At 46.2% G+C, this 18,860-nt stretch carries 19 protein-coding genes; 7 read left to right on the top strand and 12 right to left on the bottom strand.

Annotated features, from left to right (window positions below):
• Positions 1-25: 25 nt before the first annotated feature.
• A complete protein-coding gene (locus T360_RS0110080) occupies positions 26-1,963 on the bottom strand; it encodes a sugar phosphate nucleotidyltransferase (RefSeq protein ID WP_028912675.1) in 1,938 nt (645 codons plus the stop codon).
• 183 nt (positions 1,964-2,146) lie between these two features.
• Between T360_RS0110080 and T360_RS0110075 the strand changes: the two genes are divergently transcribed.
• Positions 2,147-2,743 carry a sigma-70 family RNA polymerase sigma factor gene (locus T360_RS0110075; RefSeq protein WP_028912674.1) on the top strand — a complete coding sequence of 199 codons (597 nt, stop codon included), beginning with the start codon at positions 2,147-2,149 and terminating at the stop codon, positions 2,741-2,743.
• Here T360_RS0110075 and rpe read toward each other — a convergent pair.
• The 9 genes from rpe to T360_RS0110030 all read right to left on the bottom strand — a co-directional run bounded on the left by rpe (position 2,735) and on the right by T360_RS0110030 (position 11,234).
• A complete protein-coding gene (gene rpe / locus T360_RS0110070; RefSeq protein WP_155949487.1) occupies positions 2,735-3,385 on the bottom strand; it encodes a ribulose-phosphate 3-epimerase in 651 nt (216 codons plus the stop codon). The genes T360_RS0110075 and rpe overlap by 9 nt on opposite strands.
• Before the next feature lie 190 nt (positions 3,386-3,575).
• Positions 3,576-4,550, bottom strand: coding sequence for a methionyl-tRNA formyltransferase (gene fmt, locus T360_RS0110065; RefSeq protein ID WP_028912672.1), 975 nt, complete (start codon positions 4,548-4,550; stop codon positions 3,576-3,578).
• 117 nt (positions 4,551-4,667) lie between these two features.
• Positions 4,668-6,473, bottom strand: a complete 1,806-nt coding sequence (locus T360_RS0110060) for a chloride channel protein (protein WP_028912671.1) — start codon at positions 6,471-6,473, stop codon at positions 4,668-4,670.
• Positions 6,474-7,058, bottom strand: coding sequence for an L-threonylcarbamoyladenylate synthase (locus tag T360_RS0110055; RefSeq protein WP_028912670.1), 585 nt, complete (start codon positions 7,056-7,058; stop codon positions 6,474-6,476).
• Between the two features lie 5 nt (positions 7,059-7,063).
• Positions 7,064-8,653 carry a peptide chain release factor 3 gene (locus tag T360_RS0110050; RefSeq protein ID WP_028912669.1) on the bottom strand — a complete coding sequence of 530 codons (1,590 nt, stop codon included), beginning with the start codon at positions 8,651-8,653 and terminating at the stop codon, positions 7,064-7,066.
• A 44-nt stretch (positions 8,654-8,697) separates the two neighbouring features.
• Entirely contained in the window at positions 8,698-9,081 is a 384-nt protein-coding gene (locus tag T360_RS0110045; RefSeq protein ID WP_028912668.1) for a GxxExxY protein, read from the bottom strand.
• 42 nt (positions 9,082-9,123) lie between these two features.
• Entirely contained in the window at positions 9,124-9,978 is an 855-nt protein-coding gene (gene rfbD / locus T360_RS0110040; RefSeq protein ID WP_028912667.1) for a dTDP-4-dehydrorhamnose reductase, read from the bottom strand.
• Positions 9,979-10,013: 35 nt separating this feature from the next.
• Complete coding sequence (locus tag T360_RS0110035) at positions 10,014-10,559, bottom strand: DUF4924 family protein (RefSeq protein WP_028912666.1); 546 nt, start codon at positions 10,557-10,559, stop codon at positions 10,014-10,016.
• A gap of 9 nt (positions 10,560-10,568) precedes the next feature.
• On the bottom strand, positions 10,569-11,234 hold the full coding sequence (locus T360_RS0110030; RefSeq protein ID WP_028912665.1) for a LysE family translocator: 666 nt from the start codon (positions 11,232-11,234) through the stop codon (positions 10,569-10,571).
• A 168-nt stretch (positions 11,235-11,402) separates the two neighbouring features.
• Between T360_RS0110030 and T360_RS0110025 the strand changes: the two genes are divergently transcribed.
• Positions 11,403-12,386: an ROK family protein gene (locus T360_RS0110025; RefSeq protein ID WP_028912664.1), complete on the top strand. Its 984-nt coding sequence runs from the start codon at positions 11,403-11,405 to the stop codon at positions 12,384-12,386.
• Between the two features lie 67 nt (positions 12,387-12,453).
• Here the strand turns inward: T360_RS0110025 and T360_RS16230 are convergent, their stop codons facing one another.
• Together T360_RS16230 and T360_RS0110020 are read right to left on the bottom strand one after the other, a co-directional pair.
• A complete protein-coding gene (locus T360_RS16230; protein WP_155949485.1) occupies positions 12,454-12,555 on the bottom strand; it encodes a smalltalk protein in 102 nt (33 codons plus the stop codon).
• 81 nt (positions 12,556-12,636) lie between these two features.
• The gene (locus T360_RS0110020) at positions 12,637-13,209 is read right to left on the bottom strand and encodes a DNA-binding protein (RefSeq protein WP_028912663.1); all 573 of its coding nucleotides are present in this window, start codon (positions 13,207-13,209) and stop codon (positions 12,637-12,639) included.
• Positions 13,210-13,713: 504 nt separating this feature from the next.
• Between T360_RS0110020 and T360_RS0110015 the strand changes: the two genes are divergently transcribed.
• The 5 genes from T360_RS0110015 to T360_RS0109995 all read left to right on the top strand — a co-directional run bounded on the left by T360_RS0110015 (position 13,714) and on the right by T360_RS0109995 (position 18,849).
• Positions 13,714-14,250 carry an STM3941 family protein gene (locus T360_RS0110015; RefSeq protein ID WP_028912662.1) on the top strand — a complete coding sequence of 179 codons (537 nt, stop codon included), beginning with the start codon at positions 13,714-13,716 and terminating at the stop codon, positions 14,248-14,250.
• A gap of 151 nt (positions 14,251-14,401) precedes the next feature.
• Entirely contained in the window at positions 14,402-14,569 is a 168-nt protein-coding gene (locus T360_RS16225) for a hypothetical protein (protein ID WP_155949483.1), read from the top strand.
• 305 nt (positions 14,570-14,874) lie between these two features.
• Entirely contained in the window at positions 14,875-16,161 is a 1,287-nt protein-coding gene (locus T360_RS0110005) for a hypothetical protein (RefSeq protein ID WP_028912661.1), read from the top strand.
• An 18-nt stretch (positions 16,162-16,179) separates the two neighbouring features.
• Positions 16,180-17,451 carry an agmatine deiminase family protein gene (locus tag T360_RS0110000; protein ID WP_028912660.1) on the top strand — a complete coding sequence of 424 codons (1,272 nt, stop codon included), beginning with the start codon at positions 16,180-16,182 and terminating at the stop codon, positions 17,449-17,451.
• A gap of 147 nt (positions 17,452-17,598) precedes the next feature.
• Positions 17,599-18,849 carry an HIRAN domain-containing protein gene (locus T360_RS0109995; protein WP_028912659.1) on the top strand — a complete coding sequence of 417 codons (1,251 nt, stop codon included), beginning with the start codon at positions 17,599-17,601 and terminating at the stop codon, positions 18,847-18,849.
• Positions 18,850-18,860: the final 11 nt, after the last annotated feature.

Here is an 18,860-nt window from a genome sequence, read left to right as displayed (position 1 = left end):
AAATCCCGCACGAAGCGGGATTTTTTTATTGAGGTGCTGAAAATTCTGCGATGGCTTGTGTAAGGGCGGCAGGATTTCCCATGTCGAACATGCGACCTTTTAATCTTACACCAACCATTCCGCTGCGTTTGCGAACAGCTTCGAGGGCCGACGTGAGTTCGATTTCTGAAATGTGGTCGCCATCAATTTCTTTTTGCATGATGTCCTCATGTAGTTGTGAGAACACCTCTGGGGTGATAATATATTGTCCGAATACGCTGTAATATTCTTTTTCACCTCTTTTATTGCGTACAGCAAGAAACTCCTCGGCATAGCTTGCCTTGGGCTTTTCTGTTATTGTTGTCACGTTGAGGATGGTGTGGTCGTTGTCCTCCCATACACCATGAAGGATGCCATAGCGGCTAACCTCGGATAGAGGAATAGGGTGGATACTTACCATCAATTTGTTATAGCGCTCATAGTCCTCAATCATTTGTAGAGCGCAAGGCTTGTTAGACTGACTGCGATATAGTGTGTCGCCAAGCAAAAGTAACACAGGTTCGTTGCCGGCAAACTGTGCAGCCTGGTAAACAGCATGGCCAAAGCCACGTTTCTCGCGCTGATATACGTAGTGCAGTTTCTTACCTATATCCAATATATGATTCTCATACTCCTGCGCTTCGGGGTTCAGTTTGCGCAGATGTTCTTCGGATAGTGGTGTCTCGAAGAAGTCGATATATTGCTGTCGTTCATCCTCTGAACCCAGTACCAGGCATATTTCTTCGATACCGCTCTGTATGAGTTCTTCGAGCAGAATGAGGATGACTGGGCGCACCATGCCGTCAGGGCAGGGTATGGGGAAGAAGTCTTTCTTGATGATGCGCGTGCTGGGGTAGAGTCGGGTGCCAAAACCAGCCACAGGAATAATGGCGCGACGCACGGTGTGAACAGGCTTCAGTGTGAGCGTGTAGGCCTTCATACCTTTCTCATTCAGATAGTCGGCCACTTTTTGCTGCGATGCTTCATCGCGTGCCAGGAACTGTACAGAGCCGTCGCCGTGTGATCCAACACCTTTTCCTCCCCAAATCCATGACTGAATGTTGGGGTCGTGCAGGGTGGCATGCAGTTTGGGTGAGTGTAATGCTTCCGACATAGGCGCTATTTTCTCATCAAAGAGCGTTTCTGCCTCAGTCATCAGTTTTCCTAGACTCTCAGCATCGCCAGCTGCCATGTATTTGATGGCGCGCTCAACGATATCCAAGTTCTGTTCGCCCAGTGCTTGGTGTTCTGCCCGTTCAGCATCGCTGTTGGGGAATGGGTATGCTTTGTTAAGGTCGGACAGGATTTTGATTGTATCCTTCTCGGCGCACAAATCAGCAAACACCCAGTGAAGCGGTTTTTTTACGTTGAGTGAGCGCACCTCAATCTCATCGCCGTCGAAGGTCATCAGATTTGGCTTTACACCGAATGCGCAAGCCTGGTCCAGACGCCCGCAACGGCTGCTGGTGCGCAACTCGCCCAGGTAGGCAATGTTCATCTCGCCTAGCGTATTGAGGTTCAAATTGTATAGCTGATTAAAAGCGCGAGCTACCAGCACACAGATAGCAGCTGACGATGACAGGCCGCTTTTCATTGGGAGCGTCATGTCTGTGATACGGATGCGCACGCCGCCCACCTTATACCATTCGAGCATATATGAGGCTACACCTGCACAGTAACAGAAGAATGATCCGCTTTTTGCAATCCGCTTTAGTTCAGTCTCGTTCATGCGGCAGCTGAAATCCTGCCACACACTTTTTATCTCATCGGCTGTGCTGTAAAGCTCGAAAATACTCGACTTCTCTACTTCAGCGTAGATTCCCTGCTCAATACCTGTCACGATAGCTGCTCCAGGTTTGATGTCGGCATTCATGGTTCGATAGTGTCCTGCCCAGTCGGTATGTTCACCAAACAAACACAGGCGGCCCGGTACGAATAGTTTCATATTTTTTCCTTTTTTAGGTTATTTCAATACTGCAAAATTAGTAAAAAAATGGCACAATGTTAAGTTTTTGACCATTTTTTTTGGTGATTTGGTAAAAAATATCTATTTTTGCCCTCAAATATTAACAATTAAAGATTATTGCCTATCGAAACAAACTCTACTCAACTTTAAATTTTTGAGATTATGAGTACAATTAAAAGTATGAACGACTCAGAGTTGGTTCAGGCTTATCTTGATGGTAATAACCGTGCATTCGACGAGTTTCTCTCACGTAATCAGAACAAAGTCTTCGCTTACATTATAAGTATAGTGAAGGATGATGATGTGGCCAACGATCTTTTTCAGGAGACATTCCTGAGAGTGGTATCAAAGATTCATGCTCATGAGTATCGTGAATCTGGTAAGATGCTGTGTTGGATTATGTGTATAGCTCACAACGTGATTGTGGATCACTATCGCGCTCAGAGTGCCGCATTTATCGTTGATGGTCCGAAGGGCAATGATTTGAGTAACATCAAAGGCGATTTTATGATAGGTAGCAATCGCGAAGTGGAGCTGTCGAATCTTAACACATTGCGCCAGGTGTGCGTTTTGATGGAATCCCTGCCAGCTCCTCAGCGTCAGGTGGTGTATATGCGATACTTTCAGGAGCTCTCTTTCAAGGAGATTGCTGAGGAGACCCACGTAAGCATCAATACATCCCTAGGACGTATGAGATACGCCCTTATCAACATGCGCCGTCTGTCGCGCCAATATGGTATGAATCTTTGTCTAGAGTGAACGGAGTGATTTGATGACGCCTTCGGGGTCGGTGGCTCCGAAAACGTAGCTGCCACTCACAAGTACGTCCACTCCGGCTGCCACTAGTCGTGGGGCAGTCTCGCCCTGTACGCCGCCATCCACCTCAATCAGTGCCTGACTGTTCTTTTCTGTTATCAGCTGTCGCAGGCGCTTCACTTTGTCGATGGTGTTCTCTATGAATTTCTGTCCGCCAAAGCCAGGGTTCACACTCATCAGCAATACCATATCCACATCGGCGATGATATCTTCGAGCACGTTGACAGGTGTGGCGGGGTTGAGTGTTACGCCAGCTTTCATACCGGCCTGATGAATCTCCTGAATGGTGCGGTGTAAGTGTAAGCAGGCTTCATAGTGTACATTCATCATCATTGCACCCAGCTTGGCTGTCTGTGCAATGTAGCGCTCAGGATGCTCTATCATATAATGCACATCAAGCGGTTTGGTGCATGCTTTTGCTACTGCTTCGAGTACGGGGAAACCAAACGAGATGTTGGGTACGAATGATCCGTCCATCACGTCGAGATGAAGCCAGTCGGCCTCACTGCGATTAATCATGTTGATGTCGCGGTCAAGATGCAGAAAGTCCGCGGCAAGTAATGATGGTGATACTAATGCCATAATTCCTTAAGTTAGTTCAGGTTTGACGTTTTTTTGTTTCTATTATAGGAATAGGCAACAAGCCGGATGATGTCAAGCGTTTGCTTGCGTGGCTTGTACGTCTTCTCACTGAACGTCGTGTCGTCTGGAGTAAAAATCTTCATAGGCAGTCTGTTTTAATTGTTTTACCTATATATAGAAACGTTGTTATATCTTACTTTATTATATAATTCTCGAAATTTTTTATTCCGTTCAAGAAATCTTTACCGTTCATGCGCTTTTTTCCTGCCAGTTGCAGCTCTTCTATCATCAGCAGTTCGTCGGCAGCTTTGATGCAGGGTTTGCGGTCTATCACGGCGGTATGACCAAACTGACCGCTGGTGTTGCCAGTCTTGCTGGTTTTGAAAATCTTCAGCACCGTCTCTTTACCCTCGGGTGATACCAGTGTGGTCCATGCGCCGGGGTAGGGCGAGAGGCCTCGGACAAAATCATAAACCTGTTTTGCCGACTGATTCCAGTTGATCTGGCAGGTTTCTTTGAATATTTTTGGTGCAGCGTGCAGTTCGCTAGCTACGGGTATCATCTGCTCCTGAGGGATGCTTTCGGGGTGTCCGTCGGCAGCGATGATCTTTTCTAATGTCTCCAGACAGATTTCGGCACCCAGATGCATCAATCCGTCGTAAACGTACTCCACGTCGGCAGTGTCGGGGATGTCGAAGGGTTTCTGCATGATGATGCGACCGGTGTCGATATCGTGGTCGAGGAAGAATGTGGTGACGCCTGTTTGTGTTTCGCCGTGAATCACAGCCCAGTTGATAGGCGCAGCGCCGCGATACTGCGGAAGCAGAGCTGCATGAACATTGAATGTGCCATACTCAGGCATATCCCAAACCACCTCGGGGAGCATGCGGAATGCCACTACCACTTGCAGGTTGGCCTGATAGCTGCGCAACTGCTCTACAAACTCGGGGTCCTTCATCTTCACAGGTTGCAGCACGGGCAGATTGTGCTCCAGGGCATACTTCTTAACCTCTGACGGCTGCATCTCTGTCTGATGGCGGCCCACGGGCTTATCTGGCTGTGTTACCACTGCCACTACATTATAATCGTTCTCCACCAGTGCCTTTAGTGTTTCCACTGCAAACTCCGGCGTTCCCATAAATACAATCCTTAAATCCTTCTTTTCCATCTTCTATTTTTTTTTCTTGGCACGGATTACGCGGCTTTTTTATAAAAAGACACGGCTGTCTCCGCATAAAGAAAGCAGCGTTTCTCTAAAAGAGAGCCGTGTAATCCGTGCCTAATATTAATCTTCACTCATATCTGCAACCATTTTGCGGTACATGGTGTAGATGCGCTGGCGCGAGATGTATCCTTTCAGACGGTTGTCGGCGTCGAGCACAGGTAGCCAGTTGGCACCGGTACGGTCGAAATCGCGCATCACCTGTCGCATCTGCATGCCATCATTCAATATAGCCTTGGGCTCGGTCATGAGCTGTGAGGCTTTGAAGTGGTGATAGAGTTCTATTCTGAATACTACGTTTCTGATTTTCATGATGTCGATCTCGCCGAGCAGTTTTCCGCCCGCATCGAGCACAGGCAGAACAGTAGTGTGGCTGCGACTGATCTTGTGTACAATCTCATTCAGCTCCATATCAGGTTCTACACCTAAGTAATCGCGCTCTATCACCGAGTCGAGATTCATCAGCGTGAGCACGGCGTGGTCGGTATGGTGGGTGAGCAGTTTGCCCTGCTTGGCCAGTCGCGAACCATAGATGCTGTGTGGCTCAAAAATGCTGATGGTGATATATGCGCACACGCTTACTATCATCAGTGGCATAAACATTGAGTATCCGCCAGTGAGTTCGGCAATCAGGAATATACCTGTGAGCGGTGCGTGCATCACTCCCGACATCACACCAGCCATACCCAGCAGTGCAAAGTTCTTCTCAGGAACATAAACACCTATCTCGTTGATGTTCCAAAGGCGTGAGAAGAGGAATCCCGTGAAGCAACCGATAAACAGTGAGGGTGCAAATGTACCGCCGCAACCGCCTCCACCGTTGGTGGCTGATGTGGCTACTACTTTGGTGAACAGCACGAGCGCGATGTAAACCAGTAGCAGTGAACCCTGACCTGAGAACATCGAGTTGTTGAGTATGCGGTTCCAGTCGTCGGCATTCTGTCCGTTCAACAGCAGATTGATGCTGCTGTAACCCTCGCCATAAAGCGCAGGAAACAGGAAGATGAGCAGACTCAGTGTGATGCCTCCGATGGCCAGTTTTGTGTAAGGCTTGTCCTTGAATTTCGAGAACACATCCTCGCACACGCCCATCATGCGGATGAAGTAAAGCGAAACCAGTCCGCAGGCGATGCCTAAGCTGATGCAGGCTGGTATGCGCTGCACGCTCCACTCGCTGTCGAGATGGAAGGTGAAGAGCGATGAGTCGCCGCTAAAGATATAGGTGAACACGGTGGCTGTGACGCATGATACCAGGATAGGTAGCAGTGCCGACATGGTCATATCTATCATCAGCACCTCGAGCGTGAATACCAATCCTGCTATAGGTGCTTTGAAGATGCCTGCTATGGCGCCAGCCGCACCACAGCCTACAAGAGTCATCAGCATCTTTCGGTCGAGATGGAACAGCTGTCCCAGGTTAGATCCGATGGCCGAACCGGTAAGCACGATAGGTGCCTCGGCTCCTACTGATCCACCAAATCCGATGGTGATGGCCGACGCGATGACGCTCGACCAGCAGTTGTGCGATTTCAGTCGCGAGCGGTTGGACGAGATGGCATATAGAATGCGCGTGATGCCGTGTGATATGTTGTCTTTGACGACGTAGCGTACAAAGAGCGAGGTGAGATAAATGCCGACAACAGGATATACCAGATAAAGCCAGTTGGCGCGCTCTGCTGCAAACGAACTGGTGAGCACCAGAACAATCTGGTTGATAATCCAGTGCAGCACAAAAGCTGCCACTGCTGCAAAGAAGCCCACAAGCAATGCGAGGATAATCATAAACATCCTCTCGCTTACGTGCTCCACGCGCCAGTTGTGCAGGTGCTTCAGCCACTCCGGTCTTCTGTCTGTTACTGTTGTCTCCACTTATTTTCGTATAACTGTTACTTCGCCGTTTTCTTTCAGTTTGATGATGCACGAGGGTGTGTGGGGCTTATGCTCCTGTCGGCGGCTCCAGCACACGTAATCCACAGCCTCAAGAATGCGTGGGTCGATGTCGCAATAGTTCTGTGCGGCAGGCTCACCACTGATGTTGGCCGATGTAGATACAATGGCTTTCTGGAAACGGAAGCACAGCTCTTTTGAGAAGGGCTCGTTGGTGATACGGATGCCCAGACTGCCGTCTTCAGCTATCAGGTTTGGAGCCAGATTGATGGCGCCATCAAGAATCAGTGTGGTAGGTCTGGCTTCGGGTACGTCTTTCAGACTGTCAATCAGTTGCCAAGCCACATCAGGTATGTTGCGGAAGTAGCGCTGCATGCGGTTGTCGTTGTCAACCAGGCAGATCAGTGCTTTCGAATCTTCGCGCTGCTTGATTTCATAGACGCGTTTTACGGCCTCGGCGTTGGTAGCATCGCAACCAATACCCCATACGGTGTCGGTGGGGTAGAGTATCACGCCGCCCTTACGCATCGTTTCAACTGCCTGTCTTATATCGTCTTCTTGTTTCATATGCTTTAAAACTCACTTGTAAAGTGGAACTTGATGTTTTCGAAGTCTTGCTGGGCCATGCTCAGTACGTAGCTGCTGTCGGCCAGGAATACGTCGCGACCATCCTTGTCCTTGGCCATGTACTGGTATTTGCGCTTCTTAAAGTTCTCCAGCTCCTGCGGATCGTCGCTCTCAATCCAGCATGCCTTGTAGAGGTGTACGGGTTCCCAACGGCACTTGGCATTGTACTCGTTCTCCAGGCGATACTGAATCACCTCGAACTGCAGCTGACCAACCGTTCCGATAATCTTGCGGTTATTGAACTGGTTGACGAACAACTGTGCCACACCTTCGTCCATCAGCTGGTCGATACCCTTCTGCAGCTGCTTGGCCTTCATGGGGTCATCGTTCTCGATATACTTAAACAGCTCTGGCGAGAATGATGGCAGTCCGCGGAAGTGCAGTTTTTCGCCTTCGGTCAGTGTGTCGCCAATCTTAAACATGCCGCCTGTATCGGGCAGACCCACGATGTCGCCTGGCCAGGCCTCGTCGATGGTGCTCTTGCGCTGCGCCATAAACTGTGTGGGCGATGAGAAGCGCATCGACTTGCCCTGTCGAACGTGCAGATAGGGCTGGTTGCGCTGGAATTTGCCGCTGCACACCTTGCAGAAGGCGATACACGAGCGGTGGTTGGGGTCGATATTGGCGGTAATCTTGAAGATAAAGCCAGTAAACTTGGACTCCTCTGGCTGCACGTCGCGCTCTTCGGCCTTGGTGGGGCGTGGTGATGGTGCTATCTCAACAAAGCAGTTGAGCAGCTCCTGCACACCGAAGTTGTTAAGTGCCGAACCGAAGAATACGGGTGCCACTTCGGCCTCGCGATAGGTCTCTACGTCGAACTCGGGGTAAACACCATCCACCAGCTCCAGATCTTCGCGCAGCTTGGCGGCATTGTCTTCGCCTACGCGCTGGTCAAGCTCTTCGCTGTCGATGTCCACCTCAACCTTGTCTGTCACGCGTTGCTTGTCGGGTGTAAACAGGTCGAGTTTCTGTTCGTAGATATTGTAAACGCCCTTGAACTTGGCACCTTGGTTGATAGGCCATGAGAGTGGGCGCACTTTGATTTCGAGCTCCTGCTCCAGTTCGTCGAGCAGATCGAATGGATCGCGACCTTCGCGGTCCATCTTATTGATAAAGATGATAACGGGCGTTTTGCGCATGCGGCACACCGTCATCAGTTTTCGTGTCTGAGTCTCCACACCTTTGGCGCCATCCACCACGATGATAGCCGAGTCGACGGCAGTGAGCGTGCGGAAGGTGTCTTCGGCAAAGTCTTGGTGACCTGGTGTGTCGAGGATGTTCACCTTGTATTCGATGTCTTTGCCATCGGGGGTGTAATCGAACTCCATCACAGAGGTCGATACCGAGATACCACGCTGCTTTTCGATATCCATCCAGTCGCTGGTAGCAGTTTTCTTAATCTTATTGCTTTTTACGGCTCCAGCCACCTGAATCTGTCCGCCGAAGAGCAGAAATTTCTCTGTCAGCGTAGTTTTACCCGCATCCGGGTGCGAAATGATGGCAAATGTACGTCTTCTTTCTATTTCCTGATTCATATGCACATAATAATTAGGCACGAATTACGCGAATTAACACGAATTTATTTATACTTGTGCCCTTTCGTAAATAATTTCCTTTTGACTTTTAATGAATGCCCAAAATTTAAGAGCAATCCTATTTCTTTATGGCATGCTACCAGATAATTAACCAGTTGCCATTCGTGCTCAGGTCGTAAATCTGCTACTGCCTTTAATTCAATAATTACCTTATCTTCAACAATCATGTCGGGTATATAGTGCCCAACTACCTCTCCTTTATAGAATACATCTATTGGCTTTTGGCATTCGCACTTCATTCCACACTTTGTTAACTCCTTATACAATGCATTACCATATACTGCTTCAAGAAATCCAAATCCTAATTCTCTATGAACCTCTTGTGCAGCTCCAATGATTTTGTTTGTATATTCGTCTTCAAATAACATAAATTCGTGTTAATTCGTGAAATTCGTGCCTAAAATGTCAGCCTATAAACCTAGCTTATCGATGCACTCGGCTAGGCTGGTTTCCCAGTAGGGGATGTCGAGGGCATAGGTGGCTTTGATTTTTGTTTTGTCGAGCACGCTGTAGTGCGGACGGGCTGCGGGAGTGGGATACTCTGAGGTGTGCAGCGGACGTACATGGCACGATGTGATGCCGGCTATGCGATGGATAGCCTTGGTGAAGTCGTACCACGATATAACACCCTCGTTCGAGAAGTGATACACGCCTGGCACGATGCCCTGATTGATGGCGGCAAAGATAGCCACCGCCAAGTCGCGTGCATAGGTAGGCGTGCCTATCTGGTCGAAGATAACCCCCAACTCGCTCTTCTCCTTGCCCAGACGAATCATCGTCTTCACAAAGTTGTTGCCAAAGGTAGAGTAGAGCCATGCCGTGCGGATGATCATGCTCTTGCTGCATCCTGCCAGCACAGCCTCTTCGCCTGCCAGTTTGGTGCGACCGTAGGTGCTGTTAGGACACACAGGGTCGGTCTCAACATACGGACGGTGATTGGTGCCGTCGAACACGTAGTCAGTCGAAATCTGTATCATCCATCCGCCACGCTTCTCGATGGCTTCAGCCAGCAATCCTGGCGCTGTAGCGTTCAGCGTGTGGCACAGCTCCTGGTTGTCCTCAGCCTTATCTACAGCCGTATAGGCAGCGCAGTTTACGATGCCGTCTATCTCGTTGTCGGTTACAAATCTGTTGATGGCAGCCTCGTCGGTAATATCCAGCTCAGCCACATCCGTATTATAATAGGTATGCTGCTGGTTTTCCTTTTCCAGCAGCTGCATCTCGTTTCCTAACTGTCCGTTGCATCCTGTTATCAGTATCCTCATACGCTCTTTATTTTTTCTTCGTGCCTAATAAAACACTACTCGAATTTCAATCCTTCTTCTTTGTCTTTTTTGTAATAATCAGAGAGCATGCCGATGAAGGTAGTGATTTCCTTGACGGCATGGGCGGTGTCGGGCGAGATGTCTTTCTTCTGCAGGCGCAGCAACATCACACCGTAGAGTGAGTTGAAACACGTCTCGATTTCGTTTTCCTCTTTGTTGGCACCACGGTTGCGCAGTTCTACGATAAATGGTAGCACTTTGTAGTAAGCAGAGTTGTAAAAGGGGAATTTGCTGCTCTGCAACAGCTGCTGGTGCAGTTCTATCAGCATCTGCAGTGTCACCTTGTTAATCTGCAGGTGTCCTTGCTCTCGGCAACCCTCCTGGTTCATCATGCGAATCAGGTTGCCAAACCAGTCGGTCTCTTCTTCTTTCTGCTCTTCATTGTAGTCGAAGCGCTCTATATATTCGCGCTTGATGCGTGAGAGCGAGCAGTCGAATGCTCTCACCGTGTCTTCCATCTGCCACATATAGAGCAGATATTCAGCAATGTTGGTTTTTCTAAGCTCGTTTGCTATAAACATATGTTTGTGCTAAAATAATCTTACGAGATTGGTGGTCAGTCCCAGCAGCATGATGATGCTGCCCACGATGACTGCTACGCCTATCACCTTATTAATAATTTTGATGCCGTTGGTATCGAATTTAGTGCGAATCTGATCCACCAGCCAAGTCAGTCCCCACCACCATAAGAGTGCGCCAGCCACGATGCTTAAGAAGCCTACTATCATCTCGAACGGATGATTGGGCAGCACAAATGCAAACTGGGCATACATGGCCAGAAAGAGGAAGATGATGAGCGGGTTAGAGAATGTGACGAGAAAAGCTGTCCACGTGTTGTACCACAGCGAACCTTGCTGCTTGCCGCTTTGGTGCATTTTGCGTGTAGGGTCGGTGTGGTAGGTAAACCAGCCGAAACACAGCAGCATGATGCTACCGGCTATCTGCAGATAGAATCTATTCTGGTCGTTAGTGATGAAGTCCATGACGAATGCCATGCCGTAGCCGGCAAAACCTGCATATATGATGTCGCTTAAGGCGGCTCCCACGCCAGTAGCGAATCCGAACCATCGGCCTTTGTTCAGCGTTCGCTGCACACAAAGAATACCAACAGGCCCCATCGGTGCGCTTGCTATCACTCCGATCAACATCCCCTTGAAGATGAAATCTAATATATTAATTGGTATATGAATTGGCATAACGGGTGCAAAGTTACTAATTTTTTTCCTCATTCGGCTGATTTTGGTCATTCTTTTATAAAATAATGGTTAATTTCCGTAAAAACACGAGCGTTGTGCAGGTTTTTTAGTAATTTTGTGCCTTGAAAATGAAAAAGATATTAATTTAGCTAATAAACTTATATATTTATGAACGAACAAAACGCAGAAATTAAGCCCTACGTAATAGGCTTAGACTTGGGAGGTACCAATTCGGTATTTGGTATTGTTGATGCTCGTGGTGATATCAAGGCTACCACAGCTATTAAGACTGGCAACTACCAGAAGGTAGAGGATTATGTTGATGCCAGTGTTGAGGCTGTTCAGGTTATTATCGACCAGGTTGGTGGTATTGAGAAGATTAAGGCCATGGGTATTGGTGCTCCTAACGGCAACTATTATAATGGTACAATCGAGTTTGCTCCCAATCTGCCTTGGGCTCACGATGGTGTAGTGCCCTTGGCCAAGTTGTTCAGCGATCGTCTGGGTATTCCTGTAGCCCTCACCAACGATGCCAATGCAGCCGCTATCGGCGAGATGGTGTATGGTGTGGCTCGCGGTATGAAGAACTTTATCGTTATCACACTGGGTACCGGTGTTGGTTCGGGTATTGTGGTTAACGGACAGTTGCTTTACGGTCACGATGGTTTTGCTGGCGAGCTGGGTCATGTCACGATGGTTCGTGGCGAGGAAGGCCGTGCTTGTGGCTGCGGCCGTACAGGTTGCCTGGAGTGTTACTGCTCTGCCACCGGTGTGGCTCGTACCGCTCGCGAGATGCTGGCTAAGACCGATCGTCCATCGCTGTTGCGCGAGATGAACCCCGAGGATATCACATCTCTCGATGTATCTATCGCTGCTGGCAAGGGCGACGAGCTGGCTAAGGACATCTACGAGTTCACCGGCAAGATGCTGGGTGAGGCTTGTGCCGATTTCGCCGCTTTCTCATCTCCCGAGGCATTCATCTTCTTCGGAGGTATGGTTAAGGCTGGCGAACTGATTATGAAACCTATCCGCGAGGCTTACGATGCCCACGTGCTTAAGATTTTCAAGAACAAGGCTAAGTTCCTTGTCAGTGGTCTTGATGGTGCCAGCGCAGCTGTGCTTGGTGCTTCGGCCATCGGCTGGGAAGTGTAGTCGTACGCGGCTTTAATAAATTAAAAGACACGGCTTTAGTTGCAATGCTAAAGCCGTGTTTTCTTTTCTAAACCCTTATGCACGAGGTGGCACCCAGGGCTGTAACAATCGCCGAAGCGATGGACGCTATCAACTGTACGATGAACTTAACTGTTTCTTTCTTTGTCATAATGGTTAAGGTTTAATTGGTCAATTTTTACATTCTTACATTTTTTAATTTTGGAATAGGGTGGGGCTTTCGCCCCAACCCTTAGTCGCCGTTGGGCTCGTCGATTGGCTCATGGTTTCCGCCGCCGTTCGCACCCCCATTCTCTGGCTCCCCTCCTTCTTGCGTTCCTCCGGTGGCAAGCGATGGATCGGGCGCGGAGTTCTCCGGGTCTTCGATGTCACCACTATCGTTGCTGGTTACGCGTTTCAGCACGTCGCCATTCTCGTCCAAGCAGGTGATTTGGATTGAGGTGTTCTTCAGCTCGTCTTTCACGTCGGTGCTGGGGGTGAACACGATGCGTCGGCTGGTGATGAGGCTGGTCTTGACGTCGTCCAGATCTTCCACGGCCTTACTGCGCACGCTGAAGCGCATGGTGCCCAGTCCGGGGATGGGGATGGAGTGGCCTTCGGTGGCCCACGCGCGGATTACTTCGCCGGCGGCATCCCAAGCCGCTTTGATGACTCCCGCGGCGATGCCACTGCGCGTGGCAGCCTCGACAAATACTTTCTTTTCCTGGATAGGTGTGTACAGATCGGGGCGCATCACGAAACGCTTAGCTCCAGGATTCTTGCCGATTTTTAGCACTCGGCGCTGTGCGATTACTCTAATTGCCATAATGTGTTTAAGTAGTTTGTTTGTTAAACTTTTTGTTGATTATCTCACTATCATCCAGAGTTCGGGTTTGGGCTACCAATTAAGTTAAAATCTTGCTACTATTAATGCTTTTGTTTGCAACTATTAATGCTCGCAATTTTTCTCCTTAATGGCTGCCCTCAGCCTCCCTCGTTATTGACAATGCAAAGGTACGAAATTTTCGCTGTTCGGCCAAATTCCGCCCCTCCATAACTTGTAAAAATCTGTTAACGCCGCGCAATCCCGCGCCATACCCATGACAATGACCGATGACAAAATGACGTTTAGCCCCAGCCACCTCACAAAACAAAAGCCTATAATAATATAATTATTATAGACCATTACTCTGCACATCGCCACACCCTTAATGTCATTATGTCACTGTCACTCATGTCACTGATAAAATTTTCCGCCCAACGTTTGGTACTTTCAACAAAACTCCGTATCTTTGCAGCAGAATTATTAAGATACTTAAGAAACTCGATTATGACAGAAATATATATGAGCCGCTGGCATGCCATCTCAACTACAGTGTTAATCCCTCTTCTTGCAGTAGTTTATTGGGTTTGCTGCTACCATGTCATCCCCATCGACGCGCCCAATGTGTCGGCCGCGTTCAGTCGCTTCGTAGAAGGAGTAATGATCTTTGGTGCTGTTCTCATGGTTTTCGTAATCTATCTCTCTTTATCCCAGTTACGAATCTTCCTCCACCGCACGCCGATTGTTGTAATCACTAACGATAAGCTGCAGGTTTACGATTTCACTTTTAATTGCCACCGCGTGTTCGATTGGGAGGACGTTGTAAAGATTGAGAAAGTTTCTATGAAGAACGCGACACATTTCGATGTCTACGTGCGCAACGAGGAGCGATATCAGATAATAGAGACCACCCGCTGGTGCCGCTTTATGCAAAGGCTAAACAAGCCCTTTCTGCGTGGTGCCGCCGTGCGCATCAGCCCCACCATCCTCAACATCTCCAACCGCGAATTATTCAACATGCTCCAAAGCCACATAAGCAAATAATACGCGAAATTATTTGGAACTTTCAACAAAACTCCGTATACCATGCAGCATGGTAAGCGTATTGATGATTAACAGCCAGGGTAGTAATCAAGCGTAATTCACTAGATTACGTTGGCGTGTAGATTTCGCCATAAATATTGTTCGGTTAAACATGAAAGGAGCTATCAACAAGAACTTAAGCAGCCAAACTATTCCCGATGTAGTACTTAGTTTGCTTGGTGCTGGCGAGAAAATAGCCGAGGGCGATTTGAACGCTCGCGAAGCATATTATCGGTATCTGGCAGAGAAAAGCGAAGAGCTCTACGATGAGAACAAATAGCATTGCGCTCCACAAAATAGAATAAAACAACTGCAACCATCATTTCTGATGATTGCAGTTATTATTTTGGTTCCTATCTTACAATAAAGAAGCCGCCCTCGGACGGCCATGTCCATTCAAGAAAGAATGGCGGAGCTTAAATAAGATATTGCAAAGATACGACAATTCCTTGAATAAACAATCTTTTTGTACGTGTTTTCAAAAAAAATATGAGAATCGTTGATGATGTTGAATTCTTTTTGTATTTTTGCATCAGTATTCCGAAAGGATTGTGTTTTTTTATGTGTAACTAAAAACTATGTGGAATGAAAAAACTATTAACCCTATTGATTGCTTGTATTGCTTTTTGCAATATATCGTTTGCTCAGGTTTACGGAGTACCAATTAATCATAACGACAAGCTTGAGATAGTAAAGGCTGCTGATATGGTTTTGGATGTTAATGCTTTTGGTACGGCCCATTCTGCATTAGTTTTATTTGGCTTGCCTGTAAATGAAAAAGCTACTGAAGAATTTGCTAAAAGGTTTAGTAAGACGTGGAATGAGTATAAGGATTATATTGCTACGAATGCCTACGTTTATTGGCCGGAATTAGAAAGGAGTCCAAAAGATCTTCTGCTTGGCAGACTTACTTCATATGGTCCTATGAGTTCGGATATAAAGGAACTCTATTTTATATTAGGCGAAACTTATCGAGCAAAGTTCATAGAGGACCTTTCTCAATATGGTTATAAGAAGATAAAAGCCGAGAATAAAAAAGATAATGATTTAAAGATAAATTATTTAGAAACTACATACCAAAAGGAAAATCATCTTTGCATTGTTAAGAATCAAGGTTCTTCTTTCCATGCTAGTTTTACGCGTAAAATAAGGCAAGAAAGCTTAGAAGAGAAAAAGATTTCTGATCAATGTAAACATTTTATAAGGCTTCATGCTGCAGACGATGTCTACCAATTTGATTTGTATGAAAAGGATGTTCCATATGAAGAGAGGGCAATCTTTGATATTCAATTTCCACAAGAAAATACTGTTATCGACATCCCCCAAAAAGTTCTGTCTGACAATCCTCAGCCGATAAACACTACCATTGAAGTAGATGTTACTGTATATAATAGGATTAAAACTGATATTTATAAAGATAAGGAGGTTGCTCTCTTTAATTGGATTAAACCCAATATTGATGTGAAGAAAACTGCTAGGGTGAATTTCCCAAGATATGGAAAAGGATTCTTATATGGAAGCTCTTTCAAGATGTCTATTCGCGAATCAAAAGAAATAGATAGTTGTAGCATTCCTTTGAAAGTTAGATTCACTTATGGCAGTCGTAAGATTACTCTTAAAAACCAGAAAGATGTGGAAAAGCAATTAATATCCGTTTATGGTAATGCTGATATGCTTGGTCAGATTCTGGATTTAGTACCATTGGATGAAATTGAACGCTCTATCAGGTCTGTTAGTATGATGTCGACAGGTTATACATGTTTCATAAACGTACATATTTCTAGACGAAAAGTAACTTATTTATTCAAAAATAAGTCTGCTACATACATGCTCCCCTTTGTATATACCTGGAGTAAACCCTATAAAAAGTAATTTAAAAAAAATAAAACTATGAGTATTGAATCTATTATTGGAATTACAAGTGGTATTATTGGTATCGTTTGTGGAGTTTATGGCGGTTATGTCTGGTTGGAGAAAAAACTGCAAAAGCCATCGATGTCTGTATTATTTGACCAGTTAACAGATAAAAAGTCGTCAGATGAGAAGCGTAGAGAAATCCTCATGAAATTAAACAGCTATCCTCTAATCAATCATAGGATAAAGGAGGATTATATTCAAAACTTTGCCTTAGAAAAACGTGGTAGAGAGACTGTCTTGTTTGACATTCTTGATTGCAACGATATCGAGCCAACTGACGATATCTGTAAAGGTTTGATAGGCGTTAGCATGCCATCAATAAAAACTAGATATCAGGAAAAGAGGCAAAGCAATATAAAAGATGATGCGTTAACTACTTCTGTTATCAATACAGAACCCAAGGCAGCTTCTGCCCAAGTCTGTGGAGAACAAACAGTCTATTTATCTGCTTTGCTAAAAACAAAGTATCCTGACACTTGTGAAAGTCTTGTCCAAATACTCGAAAGGCATCATGTAAAATATGGTTTCTTGGAGGGAACTAAAGATATATGGTGCCGCGATTATATGCCTGTTCAAACCAAATCGGGTAAGTATATCCAATTTAAATACGAACCCAGTTATCTTAAAACTGAAAACGGATGGGACGAATCTCGTTCTGATGTGGAAGAGGTATGCAGATTGAATAATATAGATGCAGAGCCGTCGAACATAAACCTTGACGGTGGTAATGTGTTGATATGTGGTGATAGGGCCATTATATCAGAAAGGGTGTTCGCTGAGAATCAGGATTACAACAGAGACCAATTGTTAAGCGAACTTGGACGTCTGTTGGAGTGTGAGATTATCATAATACCCGACCAAAAGAGCGATATGACCGGACATGCTGATGGAATGGTGAGGTTTGTAGATAAGAACACAATACTTGGCAATGACTTGGCAAGTGAGTTGAAGTACTGGCGTGAGGGTATGCAAAAGGTAATAGTAGAAAAGGGCTTGAAATATATAAATGTACCATTCTTTGAGCCTAAGGACAGAAAGCATCCATTAAGTGCTGTTGGAATATACGTTAATTATCTGCAGGTTAATAATCTGATAGTTCTACCTGTTTTCGGAAGAGACGAAGATAAGCAGGCTGTTGATGTGATAAAAGAAGCATTTCCCGATAAGATTATCGAGACGATTGATTATACGGATGTGGCCCAAGAGGGCGGCTTGTTAAACTGTACAACATGGGTTGTTTATTGAGTCACAGTCGATAACGCTAAGAACAATAGGTAACAACTTTTTGGTTTGACAATTATTAAATAAATTTTTGAGCTGGCATTTTTGTTGGCTCGAATTTTTTATTTACCTTTGCGCCTCGGTATGAAAACGTACTTAAGAAACTGAAAAATGATAGAATTTACTATAACAGGTATAAGATATCAGATGGGAAACCATCTTACTCTTGATGAGGCTACCGAGGCGGCAAGGCTCTTTGTGGCTGGGCTGAAGAAAGGACAACAGGTAATGCTGATGGCTGAACCTGAGAATCCCGTTGATACTAATGCTATTGCTGCGTACATAAATTACGAGCGCATAGGCTATATAGATAAGGAGGAGACGGCCGAAGTGCGCGATCTGCTTGACGAAAACCTGCAATGCGATGGGGTGGTAGAACGAGTAGATGACAATATCACTTTCTTTATTTCTATCCCCGGGGCTGCCGAGAAGATAAAACCGCACAAATCGCGAACTCGCATTTTACCCGATAGTCCTCTTGGCGAAAATGTGCTTTTGCCGTTTACTAAGAATGAAAGCGCACTACAGCTGTTAGCTAGCAGATTGACTATGATGGAGGTGAACAAGGACAATCTTCACGACTTTATGAACCTGGCCAATCGTTATATCCCGTTGATGAAAACATCTATTTGTCATGATGATTGTATGTGGCTAAATAAGATTTCAAAAAAACTGCATAAGGCATGCACGCAACATCAGAAATTAGGTGCAACCGAGGATGAGGCCGTTAAACTCACAGAGTTATATAATAAGGTAAACGCTTCGGTGGGTGATATGCATCGCATGGCAGAACACTGGCCCGAACGTGTGTTCGTAGAACATCTGGACAGGTTGCGCAACGACGATACCATTAACCGTCACCTTTATAAAAAGTATTGTAATACGTTCCTAGGAGGGCAGGATTTTGCTGAAGCCGACAAAGAGAAAATAGCCGAAGAATACGAACGTTTGTGCGAATGGCTGAGGGGAATGAGGTGGTGCGAACTGCGGGATTATCACCAACTGCAGACAATGGGACTGAAAATTAATTATCTGGGTATATCCCGCCGCGAACTCTATGATCTGTATAGCGTGTTACTACTGATAGAACGTTTGGAGGAACAGTTAGAAGGCCAGATTACGAACCGAAAGGAGATTGTGGCAAAACTTAAAAACATATTCTATGGAATGGAAGCCGAGGCCAATAACTTTTTATTATGTATTCAAGGTATGAAGCCTACACAGATAACCAATAAGGTTAACCAGTTGGTAGCTGCTAAAAAGATATCCGAATACTCAAAGAAACATGATTTGTGGAGTGTACTGCATGAGTACGGCTACTATAATCCAACTGAATCGAACTGGAATCAACAGGTGAAATAACTATAGAAAAC

It is taken from the genome of Prevotella sp. MA2016, assembly GCF_000619825.1.
Classification (GTDB): Bacteria; Bacteroidota; Bacteroidia; order Bacteroidales; family Bacteroidaceae; genus Prevotella.
The sequence above is the reverse complement of the archived record's forward strand: the minus strand, read 5'-3'. Positions and strand labels throughout refer to the sequence as shown.

Coding starts and splice junctions, on each gene's coding strand:
- T360_RS0110035 (WP_028912666.1), bottom strand. CDS start 10,559: ATGTTTATAGCAAACGAGCTTAGAAAAACCAACATTGCTGAATATCTG.
- T360_RS0110080 (WP_028912675.1), bottom strand. CDS start 1,963: ATGAAACTATTCGTACCGGGCCGCCTGTGTTTGTTTGGTGAACATACC.
- fmt (WP_028912672.1), bottom strand. CDS start 4,550: ATGGAAAAGAAGGATTTAAGGATTGTATTTATGGGAACGCCGGAGTTT.
- T360_RS0110025 (WP_028912664.1), top strand. CDS start 11,403: ATGAACGAACAAAACGCAGAAATTAAGCCCTACGTAATAGGCTTAGAC.
- T360_RS0110050 (WP_028912669.1), bottom strand. CDS start 8,653: ATGAATCAGGAAATAGAAAGAAGACGTACATTTGCCATCATTTCGCAC.
- T360_RS16225 (WP_155949483.1), top strand. CDS start 14,402: ATGAAAGGAGCTATCAACAAGAACTTAAGCAGCCAAACTATTCCCGAT.
- T360_RS16230 (WP_155949485.1), bottom strand. CDS start 12,555: ATGACAAAGAAAGAAACAGTTAAGTTCATCGTACAGTTGATAGCGTCC.
- T360_RS0110030 (WP_028912665.1), bottom strand. CDS start 11,234: ATGCCAATTCATATACCAATTAATATATTAGATTTCATCTTCAAGGGG.
- T360_RS0110055 (WP_028912670.1), bottom strand. CDS start 7,058: ATGAAACAAGAAGACGATATAAGACAGGCAGTTGAAACGATGCGTAAG.
- T360_RS0110020 (WP_028912663.1), bottom strand. CDS start 13,209: ATGGCAATTAGAGTAATCGCACAGCGCCGAGTGCTAAAAATCGGCAAG.
- T360_RS0110005 (WP_028912661.1), top strand. CDS start 14,875: ATGAAAAAACTATTAACCCTATTGATTGCTTGTATTGCTTTTTGCAAT.
- T360_RS0110015 (WP_028912662.1), top strand. CDS start 13,714: ATGACAGAAATATATATGAGCCGCTGGCATGCCATCTCAACTACAGTG.
- T360_RS0110075 (WP_028912674.1), top strand. CDS start 2,147: ATGAGTACAATTAAAAGTATGAACGACTCAGAGTTGGTTCAGGCTTAT.
- T360_RS0109995 (WP_028912659.1), top strand. CDS start 17,599: ATGATAGAATTTACTATAACAGGTATAAGATATCAGATGGGAAACCAT.
- rfbD (WP_028912667.1), bottom strand. CDS start 9,978: ATGAGGATACTGATAACAGGATGCAACGGACAGTTAGGAAACGAGATG.
- T360_RS0110045 (WP_028912668.1), bottom strand. CDS start 9,081: ATGTTATTTGAAGACGAATATACAAACAAAATCATTGGAGCTGCACAA.
- T360_RS0110000 (WP_028912660.1), top strand. CDS start 16,180: ATGAGTATTGAATCTATTATTGGAATTACAAGTGGTATTATTGGTATC.